This is a genomic window from Aerococcus sp. Group 1 (genome assembly GCF_000193205.1).
Taxonomy (GTDB): Bacteria; Bacillota; Bacilli; order Lactobacillales; family Aerococcaceae; genus Aerococcus; species Aerococcus urinae_A.
Genome location: NC_015278.1, coordinates 1,032,401 through 1,046,568, shown reverse-complemented (window position 1 = coordinate 1,046,568; position 14,168 = coordinate 1,032,401). Strand labels below are relative to the sequence as shown.

The following is a 14,168-nucleotide window of genomic DNA, read 5'->3' as shown; positions in this document are numbered from 1 at the left end:
TTTAATTATTAATAACCTCTTCAGCCTTTTGAATTAACTTATTAGGCGACTTAATAGCTACTTCTGTAGACACTTGAATAATTCTTTTCTCTTCAAATCTTTCTCGATTGCTAATTTTTACATCAACCGCCAGAATGACAATATCTGCCGCTGCTATATCATCAGAACTAAGGGCATTTTCTACGCCGATGGTACCTTGAGTTTCAATTTTAATGTCATGCCCTCTTTTTTGAGCAGCATTTTCCAATTTTTCTTGTGCAATATAAGTATGGGCAATCCCAACTGTACATGCTGCAACGCCAACAATTTTCATTTTTCAAAATCCTCTCCATTTAATAATTGATTAATAAAATCTTCTTTAGCTAACGCTTGTATAAAGGATATAATTTGCTTAAGTGTCGTTTCATTCTCGTTTTCTTTGATAATTACAGCAATAACTAAAACTACCTCATCTATCTCTTCGTTCCATTTTGCTAATGACGGCCTTAATGGACTAATAATTATTTTACTTTCTAAGATCTTGCTATCTTTCCAGTGAGGCATGACTACCCCTGGAGCAATTTCAATATCACCTGCTTCCTCCCGTTTTAAAAATTCATTTGATAAGCGATAATCCTTATCTATTATTTGATGTTTTTGGCAGACTTTTTCAAATTTTTCATAGACTGTAAAACGATCTTTGACAGATTCAATTGGATAGTAACTAACTAATCCTTCAAAACTTGGATTCATAAATTTCACTAATCACCTTTCGTATCCGAAATTTATCTTCTGAATTTAATAAGGAACTCACTAATAAAGTTCTTACTCCAGGAATAGAATCAGTTTTTATTGTTGTTAATAATAAGTCGATTGCGGTACGAGAATCTTTAAATCGCTGTTTTAAAACTCTTTCTGAGACAACGTCAATAACTTCTATTTCCGGAAAATTATTTTCTACCTTAACGCGTAGTAATTCAGATGTCCCTATGCCAGTTGTACACATAATGATCGTTTTTATCCTTTCTTTATTGTCTTCAAGAACCCTGGCAAAATATAGGCAGATAAAACCATTTTCGTTGTCATCAATTTTCCTTAAGGAGAATGTATCGCTAACCTCTTGAGAAACTTTTTTTACCGCTGAAAATATTTGCGGATAAGATAATTTGATTTGGTCTAAGAGACTGTTTTCAATATAAATATCGTTTTTCAAACGATTTATCATCGGTTTTATATGATTAGCTAGTTCATTAAAAAATTGTGTGCTTTTATTGGGAATATGCAACTCTTGAGTGACATGTTCCAAATAATATTCAGTGACATCGATAACTTTTTTAGAATACTGAGCATTCATGGAAGAATTATAATCAATCCTTGAAGAAACCAAATATTGGTATAGGTAATAAACTTCACTTGTCGAAACGGTGATATTTAAATAATTTTCAATATTTTTGATAACTGATTTTGCGACTAGGTAAATTCGCTTTTCCTGTATCCAATCCCCTTCACTATTTACTAATTCTTCACTGAGTTGTTCGGTAAATTGGCCCTTTTTCGTTCGCTCAATTAATATATATAAGTGAGTAAAAATATTAATATCGTATGGAACGGGAATAACCGTATCTAATTCGTCTTCAATTTGTTGAATTTGCTTGGCTATAAATGAAATATCAAAACGATTAAAGCCCAACTCTTGGTACTCTTTACGAATTTTTGAAAGATCATGAACAGAATATCGCTTGTAAACTTGTTCAATTATTTTTCTAATATCACTTTCAGAACCTTCTATTGACAATAGCCCCTGGTTTCTCACTAAATTTAAATTAAATTGGCTAATGTACTTTTGAATTTCATAGCTATCTGTCGAAATAACCGAATCACTAACATAATATTTCTCATACAATTTATATATAGGAATTGAGTTCGGAGAAGCTGATAAAAGATCTTTTAAAATATTTTGCTGCCTTAACTTTGGTGATGACTGATCAACCTTGAGTAATTGTGAATCCAGTTCGATATAATTCGAATAATTCAATCGATAACCAATGCCTTTATGGGATTCAATTAGTGGCTTATTCCGATTATGCTCATTTATCTCACGAACTAAGCGGTAAATAGTTTTTTGAGAAACGTTTAAGTAATCCGCCAATTCCTTAGCAGTGACTATTTCCTTCCTATCTAACAAATAAAAATTAATTTTCTTATACGAACAATTTTTTATCCATTGTCATACTTCTCCTTTGCCTATATAGTACTACGCTTCTAATGTAAACGCTTACCCATTGATGTCCCTTGAGAAGGACATTTAATTGCCTTTGGCCTCTTGGCAAGCATATAGGGCCTGATTTCTCCTTTAAAAGTTGCAGTTTTTCATTAAAAAGGCTAGACTTATAAGAAAGTTCTAAGGGGGTTCAACTCTTGTCCAAAAATTCTCCTTCACAAACAAAAGATAAGAAAAAAATACCTATTTAGTTTTCTCTATTATTATTCTGACCTTATTCATTATTGCTTTTGCCCTGATTTATCACGTTAAAGTCAAGTCGACCAAAGAAGTGACCACTGGTGTTATTAATATGAGAAATGGTCCTGGAATCACTTATGATATCTCCCAACAAATTGACCAAGGAAGTCAATACCAGGTGCTTGAGGAAAAGCACGATTGGAAGCATATCATTCTTGACAATGGTCAAAGCGGCTGGATTCCCAATTGGTTAGCTAATGATAGCTTAGCTAATAATGAAGAAGAAGCGAAGGCAGGAACAGGATTTATTGCCACGGTTTTATCCGACCAGGTTAACGTTTATCAAGATGATTCCACCAATTCTCAAGTGATTGGCCAAGCCAATGATAATGAAAAATATAATATCCTCTACCAGTCAGGTGATATGATTAATATCCAATACAAGGACGACATTGGCTGGATCCCCCAAAATCAAATTGAAATCACTCCGGGAGTCATTACCCAAGCCCCAGGACGCCAACAGACTAAGGAAGAAAAAGCAGCGACAGACGCCTTCCTAGCTAATTATGACGCCTCAGTGACCGCTACCGCTGCCGGTGTCCATATCCGTAGCCAGGCAAGTAATGATTCAGAAATTATCTATAAGGGTCAAATCCATGAAATATTTGCCTATCTTGGCCAAGAAGGTGCCTATTACCATGTCAAAGCCCAAGACGGTACGGAAGGTTACCTAGCCAATTGGTTGGCAGAATCAGATTCAACCGCCATGGAAGATAAGGCAAAATCCCTAGCCAATACCTCAACCATTAAAGGAAAAACCATTGTCTTAGACCCTGGTCACGGGGGGAGTGATCCAGGAGCAATCCGCGGTGATAAACAGGAAAAAAATGTCACCCTAAAAACCGCCCAAGTGGTGAAGGGACTGTTAGAAGATTATGGAGTTAATGTCTTAATGACTCGGGAAGATGATACTTTCGTTGACCTAGCGCCGCGTGCAGACATCTATAATCAGGCTCAAGCGGATGCCTTTATTAGTCTTCACTATGACGCTGCTGAAGAAACAACAGTATCCGGTACCACCGTTTACTACTACGATGACGCTTCTATTCCTTTAAGCGAAAATGTCCAAGCTCAATTGATGGAAAAAATGCCCCTGGCAAGTAATGGTACTCGTTTCGGTAATTTCCAAGTCATTCGTGATTCAAGACCCCCTGCAATACTGATTGAATTGGGCTACATGAGTAATCCGAATGATGTCAAAGCCTTTAGCCAAGATGAATATTATCAAAAAGTGGCTCAAAGTATTCTCAATGCCTTAATTATTAATTACCAAGAATAAAGTAAATAATGGCAGAAAAAAGAGCCTGGGACAAAAGTCCCAGGCTCTTTTTTAAACACGAACTATCTATTCAAAACGTGCTCCAAAAGTCAGCCCTGACGTCCACTTCGCATTCTATGTGCGATAGTTTTGCAACTATCTACCATAGTTCGCTCCAGTGGTTCAGGGCTCTTTTGACTTTTGTCACACTCTCTTTCCTACGATTAGTCAAGTAAAAATCAGTATAAAGTTACTAAATATATATAGTGTTATTTAGAAATTTAATCTTTTGAATATTCTACGGAAAATTTGGCATGCTAAATAAGCCTCTGTATTGAGACTTTTAAAAATTTTAGTTACTATAAAAATGAATTAGTTGCGGTGAGAGGCATTTAATTCATAATCATACTTCGTATGATGATTGAATAGCGCGTATAGGCATTTAAGCAGCTTATTCATACACGCTATAACAGCTACCTTATGGCATTTATTAAAGGGTGGCTGTTTTTTGTATAGTAATAATCAACGATATGATTTGGCGCATGTCTCTGGGCGCGAATCATATTGGTAATAATGATATAAAGTATTTTTCTAGCTTTTTTATTTCCACGTTTGTTGATATGGTCTCGGCCTATAAATTTACCTGATTGATAGCGTCTAATATCAATTCCGACATAGGCATTTAATTGTTTGTGGTTCTCGAATCGGGATAAATCACCTAATTCTGCAATTAACTGACAAGCCGACAGTTGCCCAATCCCTGGTACACTGGCATAAATTATAAATTCAGAAAACTGACGTCCCAAAGCAATCATCTTATCTTGAATAAGTTCTTTTTGATTAATTAAATTTTTTAGATGTGCGGCATAAAAACTGAGCACCTGACAATAAAAACTGTCCTTATGGACAGAAGGATAGGAAGAAGCTGCACACTCAATGATTTGATCAGCTTTTTGAAAAGCTCTTTACTTAGAGATATTTTTTAATGTTGACTTTTTCAATATATTTTTGATGACTGTTCGAGAGGTTTCTAGCACATAGTCGGGATGTGGGTATTTTTCAATAATAGTTAAAGCAAATTCATTTTTTAATTTAGAGAAAACTTTTTCGATACCAGGAAAGCAAAGATAGATACCTTCTAAAAACTTAACATAGAGTCTGTCGATACCTTCTTGTAGTTCTAAATAATAAGCATTCATGCGCTTCATTTCTTCATAGCGAAGCTCTTTCCTTACCGAAGGTTGAAAGTTAAAAATTGACATGATTTGTGCCAATTTATGAGCATCTGCTTGGTCTGTTTTATTTCTTCTTAATGTCAAACCATTAGTTCGATTGTACACTTCTAAAGGATTCAAACTGTGGTAAGTTAAATGATTTTTGTGACAAAATCGTTCAAGTGGCTTTGAATAGATACCTGTCGTTTCAAAAGCAAGAGTCACTTCCCCAGAGATCTGTTGGATATTCTGTAACAGTTCTTCAAATCCCTTACGAGTGAATTCCAAAAGGCTTTCCTCAATACATCTATTATTTTTATACAGAACTTGTGTCGCTTTTCCTTTGGAAACATCAAATGCATATAAATACTTAGTCATTTCTAGCTTCCTTTCGTAATGGTTTGAAAGATTTTCACTTCATTGTTCTTATCCTAATTTCCTAAACACGAGCTCACAGCTCAACATACTTAAACCAAAATTAAAAACAAGAGTGAAAGAATCCGTTTTTTAATTCGGGCTCCTAGCCCTTGAGAGTTTGTCCGGATTATCCTTTCACTTACACTATATCTGAAAATAGAAATAGCTCGAAGATAAATCCGTCGATTTACCTTCGAGCTAATCTTAGTATGTTTCATTTTACCGAATAAAATCGAGCAAGCTATTCATCTGAGTCTAAAATAATTGTTATTGGGCCATCATTAATTAATTGAACCTGCATATCAGCTCCAAACTGACCCGTTTCGACTTCTAAATTATAGTTATTACGCAGTTCTTCATTCAGTTGTTGATAGATGGCGTCTCCATGGTCTGCTTTGGCCGCATCGATAAAGCTTGGCCGGTTGCCCTTCTTGGTTCTTGCATAGAGGGTAAATTGAGAAATCGATAAGATCTTACCGTCAACTTGCTTAATATCCAAGTTCAATTTATCGTTTTCATCAGCAAAAATTCGCATTTTGGCAATCTTTTTAGCCATGTATTTAACGGTCTCTTCAGTGTCACTATCGTGGACCCCCACGAAGAGCACAAAGCCATGGTCAATGTGACCGACTGTTGCGTCATCGATACTTACACTAGCCTCTTTAGCGCGTTGGATAACAATTCGCAAAAAATCTTCCTTTCTATAACTCTTAATTACTCGTCTATTTTCTCACCGATCACAGAAATTTTAAAGACATTCTCTAAACCCGTTCAACATCATAAACATCGGGAACATTTTTAATACGGTCAATAATTTTTTCTAACTGGTCTAAACTTTGAATAACAATTCTAATGCGTACCTTCAAGTTATTGGTCTTATGGTCAACGTTTCCGTTAACGTTAGAAATATTGGTTACCAAAGGCGTAATAACCTGCAAGATATCGTTAAGAAAACCGTTACGGTCAAATCCATCGATCATAATTTCTACCGCATAGGAATTATTGTGGGTAGCCGCGTCTTCCCAATAGACTTCAATCAATCGTTGAGATTGGACCTCATTCATATTTTGGATATTTTGACAGTCTTGGCGGTGAATGGTTACCCCCCGTCCCATAGTGATAAAGCCAATAATGTCATCACCTGGTATAGGGTTACAGCAATGAGCTAGGCGGAAGAGAACATTATCTTCACCTTCCACCACAATTCCATCATTGTGGCGAACGGCCATCCGCTCTGACTTGCCCCCCCGGCTGGATTGACCGTTATTTTTACGCTCCTCTTCTTCTTGGAGGAAATCTTCCAGTTTCGACTGGTGTTCTTCTTTATCATGGCGTTTCCGTTCATTTTCAGTGATCTTATTGGCGACAGCGGAAGCGGATAGTTCACCAAAGCCCACTGCCGCAAATAAGTCGTCGATACTTGAAAAATTAAAGCGTTCCAAACATTTAGCCTGCATATCCTTGTTGAATAATTCATTAAAGGAAAAGTCCATCTCTTTAACGGTTTTAATCACGGCTTCCCTGCCACGTTCAATATTTTCATCACGGTCTAATAATTTAAAATGCCGTTTAATCTTATTTTTAGCCCGATTAGTCACCACGAAATTCACCCAGTCCCGACTAGGACCAGCAGAATTCTTAGAGGTTAGGATTTCAACAATATCACCAGTATGTAAGCCATAATTCAAAGGAACAATCTTTCCGTTAACCTTAGCTCCTACCGTACTATGTCCGACTTCGGTGTGGATTTGATAAGCAAAATCGAGGGGGCTGGCGCCTGAGGGCAATTCGCTGACATCGCCTTTGGGGGTGAAGACATAGACCTTATCTTTAAAGATATCTTCTTTGACACTTTCCACAAACTGAGTGGCATCATCCGAATCGTCTTGTAAATCCTCTATTTGATGGAACCACTCTAATTGTTTATCTAAATCGTCTGTTTCTACCTTATCGGTAACCCCTTTTTTATAGGCCCAGTGTGCAGCCACCCCATACTCAGCTACCTCATGCATATCAAAGGTCCTAATCTGAATTTCAACGGGTTGGCCATGTTCACCTAAGACCGTGGTATGGAGAGATTGATAGCCATTGGCCTTAGGCATAGCGATATAGTCCTTAAAGCGTCCAGGTAGAGGCTTCCAGCTGGTATGGACAATGCCTAGGACTGCATAGCAATCCTTTACGCTGGGAACCAAGACGCGGATAGCTAGGAGGTCATAAATTTCGTCAAAGGTTTTCTTTTGCTGGTGCATCTTTTTATAGATGGAATAGATATGCTTAGGACGACCATAGATATCGTATTCGCCATCAATAATGGGCTTAACATACTTATTTAAAACATCAATCGTCGCATCAATATAAGCTTCACGTTCTTCTCTTTTTGAGTTCATCAGGTGAACGATCTGGTAATAAGCCTCTGGATTAATATAGCGCAAACAGGTGTCCTCTAATTCCCATTTGATTTGACTCATCCCTAGGCGGTCGGCTAAGGGCGCATAGATATCAAGGGTTTCTTCGGAAATGCTGACTTGCTTTTCAGGACGGTGCCATTTTAAGGTGCGCATGTTATGTAAACGGTCAGCCAGTTTGACCACAATTACCCGCAAATCATTGGCCATGGCTAAGAGGAGCTTTTGGTGGTTTTCAGCTAGCTGTTCCTCTTTCGAACGATACTTCACCTTCCCTAACTTCGTCACCCCATCAACCAAAGTGGCAATGGTTTTAGAGAAAAAGTATTCTATATCATCTAAAGTAATGCCAGTATCTTCGACCACATCATGCAAGAAGCCAGTGGCTACAGTATCCGGGTCCATTTGTAAATCAGCCAGAATACCGGCCACTTGGGTGGGATGGATAAAAAACGGTTCTCCGGATTTACGTTTTTGTCCTTCATGCGCCCTTTCCGCAAAAGCGCAGGCTTTCTTTATCATAGCCACTTTATCTTCAGGCATATATTGTTCACAGGAAGCGATGACTTCTTCTTTACTTTTGTTTTTAATTTCTGACATAAGAAGCCCTCCATTCTACAAGATCTTTTAGACAAACATCTAAGTATATTAGATTTATTATAACGCGTCTGAATGAGTGCAGGCAATTACTTACCTACAAACTATTTTTAGTCTTATGCTCTCTACCTTTCTTGGCTAGGATTCCAAACCAATCCCCAGCTCGCATAATCCAAGGTAAATAAAAATCCTTAGCGATTAATGCATCCTTTAGCTTGTCAACTTCAGTATAGTAGATGCCAGATAAGATAAAGGATCCATTGTCTTTTAAGTTGTCATAGGCCTGGGGAATGAGCGGCAGGAGGATATCCGCTAAAATATTGGCAGTGATCACATCTACCTGGTCGTGGATACCGTTGAGCTTATCGTTAGACTGAACCGTCACCTGATCCATGCCAGCATTGAGGTTGATATTAGCCTTAGCAGTTTCGATAATGCTCTCATCATAGTCATAGGCAGCGACACTTTGAGCGCCTAAACGTTTTGCCGTAATCGCTAAAATACCTGAACCGGTCCCCACATCAATCACCCGGTCGCCCTTTTTGAGGACGAGTCCCATTAAATGTATGGCTAACTGGGTAGTTGGATGGTCCCCAGTTCCAAATGCCATACCAGGATCTAGATAAATCGCATGATTATCCGATTGATGGCTGTCTTTTTCCCAGACTGGAATAATGGATAACCAATGATTGACTTGAATCGGTTGATAATAGTCTTGCCAATTTTTGGCCCAAGACTGGTCTTCTAAGCGATTTATGCTGAGGCCTTGGATAGACCAATCGGGATCCAGGGCCTGTAATTTTCCGGCAACCGCTTCTTTTAAGGCAGATTGGTCCGTTTCGGCTGAAAAATAGCCTTTTACAATGGGTGAGTCCCCATATTTTTCAAGAAAATCATCTGTTTTAAAAACCCCAAAAGCGGAGGGAAGCTTTAAATAATCCTCAATATCTTGAATAGCTACCCCATTAGAGCCAAGGTTCATTAGACAATCCGATACCAAGTCTGAGGGAATATTTTGACAATGTATAATGATTTCTAACCAGTCCATAATCTCACTCCCCATCTAGAAACTGAGTAAGGAAGCATCATAACGATTGGCTACCTTCAAGTTATCAATAATTGCTGCTAAGGCCTTATCGGACCAATGAATCGTCATTTGTTGACGCACATTGGCTTCTAAGCCCCGTAATTGGTGAGCGGTTTCGTTAACAAGTTGGTGAATAAGTTGCAAGCAAGCGTCAATATATGACTTTTCAAAAGCATTAGGCGCTTGATTAGCGGGAATGACAATGTGATTACTTTGGCTATCATTCTTCCTTGCATGCTTAGAAAATGAAAAACTCAAGGCATAATAATCGAGGTCATTATAATATTGGCCAAAATGATCCTCAAAAGTCACTGGCGCAGTACGATATTCACCAGCTGGATTAGCAATAAAAAATTGTAATAATAGTTCTCCTCGCTGGCCATCTTCAATTAGGCGCCAAGGAAAAGCGCTGGGTTCTTTTTCTAGTTGTTCTTGAAGGTACTTTGCTAAGGAATAAAAACGTGTATTTGGCATGTCAATCTCCTTTTTAACTATCCCTTGCTTCCTGATTTAAGTAAATTATTTTTCAAAGACGAAAGCAATTTTTTGTATTAGTTTTATTATAGCAGTAATTGCCGATTCAAAAAAATTTCTTAATAATTTCCTTAAACCCAAGAGACCAAGTCTTAATAAAAGTTCTTTTATGCTATAATGGTTTTATTACAATTATTACTAATTTGAGGTGTCTGGAATGTCTGCTCGTAACTTAACAACCAAAGATATACTACAAAAAGAATTTAAACCAGCTTTGCGTGGCTTTAATACCGAAGAAGTTGACGCGTTTTTAGATTTAATTATTCGTGACTATGAATCCTATGAAAAGGAACTAGCCTTTATACGCCAAGAAAATAATCGCTTAAAACAAAATATCGAAAGTGAAAGCAAACAGACGAACACGACTAGTAGGAGTTCTAGTCAAGCGGCAACGACTAACTACGATATACTCAAGCGCCTTTCTAAACTGGAAAAAACGGTCTACGGACAAAGCATTCGCAAACAAAATGAGAACTATCAAGAAGATCCTGTTGAAGAAACACGTATTTACCGTAGCGAATAAAAGTCAACAGAAAACACTAGCAATTTAATCATATTTACGGTAGAATTTTAGAGTTGAACATTGTAAATTTCGGGTAATCGCGGGTACCAAGAGGTATCTGAGGAAAGTCCATGCTCGCACAAGCTGAGAGGCTTGTAGTGATCGTGCTTAGCAAAACCATAAGCTAAGGCTCAGACGGCGGACAAAAAAGCTAAGGACTTAGTCTAGGCTTGAGTCATCCTGAAAAGTGCCACAGTGACGAAGTTGAATGGGAAACCATTCAAGTGGAACGCGGTAAACCCCTCGAGCGAGCAACCCAAACATTGGTAGGGGCACTTGACGAATCGGAAATGAACGAATTCGTCGGGGCAGTAATGCAGATAGATGATTACCGATCAAGTAGCTTCCTGACCTACTTGTGAACAGAACATGGCTTATAGAAATTTACATCAGGCAACATAAGAGGCTGGGACAAGGTTCCAGCCTTTTTATCATAGCGATTTTCATGTTAAGATGTAACAGACTAACTAATAAAGGAGACCATTATGAAACAATATTCCTTAATTGCCACCTGCGCTAGCGGGATTGAGGCCTTAGTATCCAAAGAATTAAAAGATCTGGGTTACTCAAGGGAAAATGAAAATGGCAGAGTTCGCTTTCAAGGTGATCTTAGTGATGTTGCTAAGACTAATATTTGGTTAAGAACTGCTGACCGGATAAAAATTGTTATGGGAGAATTTAAAGCGACTACTTTTGACCAACTTTATGAACAGACCAAAGCCATTGCCTGGGAGGACATCCTCCCCCTCGACGCTGAATTTCCCGTTTCAGGGAAATCAGTAAAATCTAAACTCCACCATGTGCCGACATGTCAGAGTATGGTTAAAAAGGCAATCGTTGACCGCTTGAGTGAGGTCTACCATCGTCGTGGTCATTTACCAGAGACCGGTGCTCGCTACCCCATTGAGATCAGTATTCATAAGGATAAGGCCCTGCTAACCTTGGATAGTTCAGGAACTAGTCTCTTTAAACGAGGTTACCGTCAAGAAAAAGGCGGAGCTCCTCTAAAGGAAACTTTAGCGGCAGCCTTGGTTGATTTAACCACATGGTTTCCGGACCGCCCACTTTATGATCCAACCACTGGCTCTGGAACCATCGCCATTGAAGCGGCTATGAAAGGGATGAATATTGCACCTGGTCTTAAGCGGTCATTTGTGTGTGAGGACTGGGATATTTTTCCTAAAGAAGTCTTTGACCAGGTCAGACACCAAGCGCGGGCTGCTATTGACCATGACATTCAATTAGAAATTCTCGCTTGCGATATTGACCATCGCATGATCGAGATCGCTCAGAAAAATGCTGAAGCAGCGGGTGTTAGTCACCAGATCCACTTTAAACAAATGCAATTAGCTGATTTTACCACCCAAAAAAGCTATGGCATTATTATCTCCAACCCACCCTACGGTGAACGTCTAAATGATGAGGACTATGTCCATGACCTTTATGAAAAGATGGGAGAAATTTACCGACCACTCAAAACTTGGAGTAAGTATATTTTAACCAGTGATGAAAATTTCGAAAGTTACTATGGCCAAAAAGCTACTAAAAAACGTAAGCTCTACAATGGGGCCCTTAAGGTGGACTATTACCAATACTGGGGCGAAAAACGTCCTCGTAACAAAGCATAAAAACTAATAAAGACTGTCATTACCGCTTTCTCTTCACTTAGTAAAATTGACTAGGTGAATAAGATTGCTAATCACAGTCTTTTTATATGCATTAATTTTCTTTTAAAGTCAGGCCATGCCTATTTACCCTAAAATTATAAAGTACTTGGCCAGTTTCCGGTGAGAATGAGCAAGGCTGGAATCCAGCAAGTCACCACCCCGGCAAAAATTGTCAAATAATATAACCAATCGCCGTATTTACGACCTAGATTGTGACTAAAATAGTTAGTTGCCCATAGATAACCCCACATGATCCAGTTAAAGACATCCCAATAATTACCGCCATTCCCCATTAGAATCCAGACAGCAAAGAAAATCGAGTTAAAGGTAACAAATATGGAAAAGTAACCCAGATTTTTGTTATCCCACTGTTTTATCCGATTAACACCATAGGATAAGTAGGTGTAGCCAAATAAAAGACCTGAAATCGCTGTATAATAATATGTAGTGACCCCCAAAAGTTGGACTAAGAATTCAACTTTTGGGGGTTATTTTTATGTCTAAATATTCATTAGAATTTAAACTGAATTTAGTAGGAGACTATATTGCGAAAAAAGGAAGTTATCGAACCTTAGCTAATAAAGCAGGAATAGATCCTTCTATTTTACGAAGGTGGGTTAATAACTATTATGAATTTGGTGTAGATGGTTTAAAGAAAAGGCGGACTCAACAGGTTTATACTGTTGAATTCAAATTAAATGCGATAGAATTGTATGAAAGTACGGAAATGAGTTATCGCGAATTGGCCAATTCATTAAACATGAATAATCCAAGTCTAATCGCTAATTGGCGAAGAGCTTATCATGAAAGAGGACTTGATGGCCTTTCCGCGAGGAAAGGAAGGCCACCTAAAGTGTCTAAAAAGAAATCACAAATCAATCAAATAAAGGATAGCAGCGAAACCAATCAGTTAAGTGAAGCAAAAATAAAGGAACTTGAACAACGGATTACGGATTTAGAAATTGAGAACAAATTTTTAAAAGGATTGAGGAGACGTGTGGCTCAAAGAGTCAAGCGAGAAAAGAAGAAATAGTGACCGAAATCACACGTCTCCATGATGAAAAATATGCTTTAAAAGATATTCTTAGCGTTTTAAAGTTTCCTAAATCGACCTACTTTTATTGGAAAAATAAAGATGAGGAAATTGATAAGGATGCCGATTTAAAAGAGGAAATGAAAGACATCAGAGAAACCCATAAGGATTATGGTTATCGAAGAATGCGAGCTGAACTGCTTTCCCGTGGTTATAAGGTCAGTAAAAACAAAGTTCAACGCCTAATGAAAATTATGGGGATACAGGTCACTAGCTATACTAGAAAGACAAGAAAATATAATTCCTACAAAGGAACGATTGGAGAGATAGCGCCAAATCGTATCAACCGGCGGTTTGATTCGACCATTCCTTATCAAAAAATAACAACAGACACAACAGAATTTAAATACTACTATGCCGATGATTCTGGGAATTATCAAACTGGAAAACTCTATTTAGATCCTTACATGGATCTATTTAATCGAGAAATTATTTCTTTTAAGATAACACATCAGCCTAATGGACAAAGCATGTTGGAGGGGCTACAAGCTGCCATTGAAGCAAGTAAATTATGTCCATACAGAAGAACCTTTCATTCTGATCAGGGCTGGGCCTATCAAATGAAAAGTTACACCCGGCTCTTGAAGGATCACCGAATTTTTCAAAGTATGTCTCGTAAAGGAAATTGCTTAGATAATTCGCCAATGGAGAATTTCTTTAGTCTACTAAAACAAGAAGTCTACTATGGTCGGACTTATCATTCCTTTGAAGAATTAGCACAAGCGATTGAAGATTTTATAATCTATTACAATGGTGAAAGAATCAAAGAAAAATTAGATTTTAGGAGTCCTATAGAATTTCGTCTTCATCACGCTTCTTTCGCCGCTTAAT

At 37.9% G+C, this 14,168-nt stretch carries 14 protein-coding genes and 1 other RNA gene; 5 read left to right on the top strand and 10 right to left on the bottom strand.

Translation table 11 applies throughout. The features are described from left to right. Nucleotide 1: 1 nt before the first annotated feature. Genes HMPREF9243_RS04815 through HMPREF9243_RS04805 form a run of 3 tightly spaced genes read right to left on the bottom strand, consistent with a single transcriptional unit; the run spans nucleotide 2 to nucleotide 2,164 of the window. A complete protein-coding gene (locus tag HMPREF9243_RS04815) occupies nucleotides 2–313 on the bottom strand; it encodes a PTS fructose transporter subunit IIB (RefSeq protein WP_013668477.1) in 312 nt (103 codons plus the stop codon). Continuing rightward, complete coding sequence (locus tag HMPREF9243_RS09905; RefSeq protein ID WP_049776754.1) at nucleotides 310–732, bottom strand: PTS sugar transporter subunit IIA; 423 nt, start codon at nucleotides 730–732, stop codon at nucleotides 310–312. The genes HMPREF9243_RS04815 and HMPREF9243_RS09905 overlap by 4 nt, the downstream gene beginning before the upstream one ends. Beyond that, nucleotides 716–2,164 (bottom strand): PRD domain-containing protein, encoded by a 1,449-nt coding sequence (locus HMPREF9243_RS04805; protein ID WP_013669104.1) that lies wholly within the window; start codon nucleotides 2,162–2,164, stop codon nucleotides 716–718. The genes HMPREF9243_RS09905 and HMPREF9243_RS04805 overlap by 17 nt, the downstream gene beginning before the upstream one ends. A 388-nt stretch (nucleotides 2,165–2,552) precedes the next feature. Here HMPREF9243_RS04805 and HMPREF9243_RS04800 point away from each other — a divergent pair, with 388 nt between their 5' ends. Continuing rightward, entirely contained in the window at nucleotides 2,553–3,779 is a 1,227-nt protein-coding gene (locus HMPREF9243_RS04800) for an N-acetylmuramoyl-L-alanine amidase (RefSeq protein ID WP_013670135.1), read from the top strand. 452 nt (nucleotides 3,780–4,231) lie between these two features. Here the strand turns inward: HMPREF9243_RS04800 and HMPREF9243_RS10710 are convergent, their stop codons facing one another. The 6 genes from HMPREF9243_RS10710 to HMPREF9243_RS04775 all read right to left on the bottom strand — a co-directional run bounded on the left by HMPREF9243_RS10710 (nucleotide 4,232) and on the right by HMPREF9243_RS04775 (nucleotide 9,955). Continuing rightward, nucleotides 4,232–4,639 carry an IS110 family transposase gene (locus HMPREF9243_RS10710; protein ID WP_049776752.1) on the bottom strand — a complete coding sequence of 136 codons (408 nt, stop codon included), beginning with the start codon at nucleotides 4,637–4,639 and terminating at the stop codon, nucleotides 4,232–4,234. Between the two features lie 84 nt (nucleotides 4,640–4,723). After that, the gene (locus tag HMPREF9243_RS10705) at nucleotides 4,724–5,350 is read right to left on the bottom strand and encodes a transposase (RefSeq protein ID WP_049776751.1); all 627 of its coding nucleotides are present in this window, start codon (nucleotides 5,348–5,350) and stop codon (nucleotides 4,724–4,726) included. A gap of 280 nt (nucleotides 5,351–5,630) precedes the next feature. Beyond that, the gene (dtd, locus tag HMPREF9243_RS04790; protein WP_013669105.1) at nucleotides 5,631–6,077 is read right to left on the bottom strand and encodes a D-aminoacyl-tRNA deacylase; all 447 of its coding nucleotides are present in this window, start codon (nucleotides 6,075–6,077) and stop codon (nucleotides 5,631–5,633) included. Nucleotides 6,078–6,150: 73 nt separating this feature from the next. Further along, nucleotides 6,151–8,397: a bifunctional (p)ppGpp synthetase/guanosine-3',5'-bis(diphosphate) 3'-pyrophosphohydrolase gene (locus tag HMPREF9243_RS04785; RefSeq protein WP_013669933.1), complete on the bottom strand. Its 2,247-nt coding sequence runs from the start codon at nucleotides 8,395–8,397 to the stop codon at nucleotides 6,151–6,153. A 94-nt stretch (nucleotides 8,398–8,491) separates the two neighbouring features. Continuing rightward, a complete protein-coding gene (prmA, locus tag HMPREF9243_RS04780) occupies nucleotides 8,492–9,442 on the bottom strand; it encodes a 50S ribosomal protein L11 methyltransferase (protein WP_013668980.1) in 951 nt (316 codons plus the stop codon). Nucleotides 9,443–9,457: 15 nt separating this feature from the next. After that, on the bottom strand, nucleotides 9,458–9,955 hold the full coding sequence (locus tag HMPREF9243_RS04775) for a hypothetical protein (RefSeq protein ID WP_013668805.1): 498 nt from the start codon (nucleotides 9,953–9,955) through the stop codon (nucleotides 9,458–9,460). 217 nt (nucleotides 9,956–10,172) lie between these two features. Between HMPREF9243_RS04775 and gpsB the strand changes: the two genes are divergently transcribed. The 3 genes from gpsB to HMPREF9243_RS04760 all read left to right on the top strand — a co-directional run bounded on the left by gpsB (nucleotide 10,173) and on the right by HMPREF9243_RS04760 (nucleotide 12,205). Continuing rightward, complete coding sequence (gpsB, locus tag HMPREF9243_RS04770) at nucleotides 10,173–10,538, top strand: cell division regulator GpsB (protein WP_013669532.1); 366 nt, start codon at nucleotides 10,173–10,175, stop codon at nucleotides 10,536–10,538. Nucleotides 10,539–10,603: 65 nt separating this feature from the next. Continuing rightward, nucleotides 10,604–10,959: RNase P RNA component class B (rnpB, locus tag HMPREF9243_RS10270), an RNA gene on the top strand. A gap of 103 nt (nucleotides 10,960–11,062) precedes the next feature. Next, a complete protein-coding gene (locus tag HMPREF9243_RS04760; RefSeq protein WP_013668593.1) occupies nucleotides 11,063–12,205 on the top strand; it encodes a class I SAM-dependent RNA methyltransferase in 1,143 nt (380 codons plus the stop codon). Nucleotides 12,206–12,339: 134 nt separating this feature from the next. Here the strand turns inward: HMPREF9243_RS04760 and HMPREF9243_RS10265 are convergent, their stop codons facing one another. Continuing rightward, nucleotides 12,340–12,702, bottom strand: a complete 363-nt coding sequence (locus HMPREF9243_RS10265; protein WP_081456637.1) for an AmiS/UreI family transporter — start codon at nucleotides 12,700–12,702, stop codon at nucleotides 12,340–12,342. A gap of 38 nt (nucleotides 12,703–12,740) precedes the next feature. Here HMPREF9243_RS10265 and HMPREF9243_RS10260 point away from each other — a divergent pair. Then, nucleotides 12,741–14,167, top strand: a protein-coding gene (locus tag HMPREF9243_RS10260) for an IS3 family transposase (protein WP_101560582.1) whose coding sequence is annotated in 2 segments (ribosomal slippage) — nucleotides 12,741–13,251 and nucleotides 13,251–14,167 — 1,428 coding nt in all. Because the reading frame shifts where the segments join, the coding sequence is not laid out codon by codon here. The last annotated feature ends 1 nt before the right edge of the window (nucleotide 14,168 follow it).

Bases quoted from the DNA above. Each gene is read 5' to 3' on its own strand.
- HMPREF9243_RS09905 (WP_049776754.1), bottom strand. From the start codon at position 732: ATGAATCCAAGTTTTGAAGGATTAGTTAGTTACTATCCAATTGAATCT.
- HMPREF9243_RS04775 (WP_013668805.1), bottom strand. From the start codon at position 9,955: ATGCCAAATACACGTTTTTATTCCTTAGCAAAGTACCTTCAAGAACAA.
- HMPREF9243_RS04815 (WP_013668477.1), bottom strand. From the start codon at position 313: ATGAAAATTGTTGGCGTTGCAGCATGTACAGTTGGGATTGCCCATACT.
- HMPREF9243_RS04760 (WP_013668593.1), top strand. From the start codon at position 11,063: ATGAAACAATATTCCTTAATTGCCACCTGCGCTAGCGGGATTGAGGCC.
- HMPREF9243_RS10705 (WP_049776751.1), bottom strand. From the start codon at position 5,350: ATGACTAAGTATTTATATGCATTTGATGTTTCCAAAGGAAAAGCGACA.
- HMPREF9243_RS04785 (WP_013669933.1), bottom strand. From the start codon at position 8,397: ATGTCAGAAATTAAAAACAAAAGTAAAGAAGAAGTCATCGCTTCCTGT.
- HMPREF9243_RS04800 (WP_013670135.1), top strand. From the start codon at position 2,553: ATGAGAAATGGTCCTGGAATCACTTATGATATCTCCCAACAAATTGAC.
- gpsB (WP_013669532.1), top strand. From the start codon at position 10,173: ATGTCTGCTCGTAACTTAACAACCAAAGATATACTACAAAAAGAATTT.
- prmA (WP_013668980.1), bottom strand. From the start codon at position 9,442: ATGGACTGGTTAGAAATCATTATACATTGTCAAAATATTCCCTCAGAC.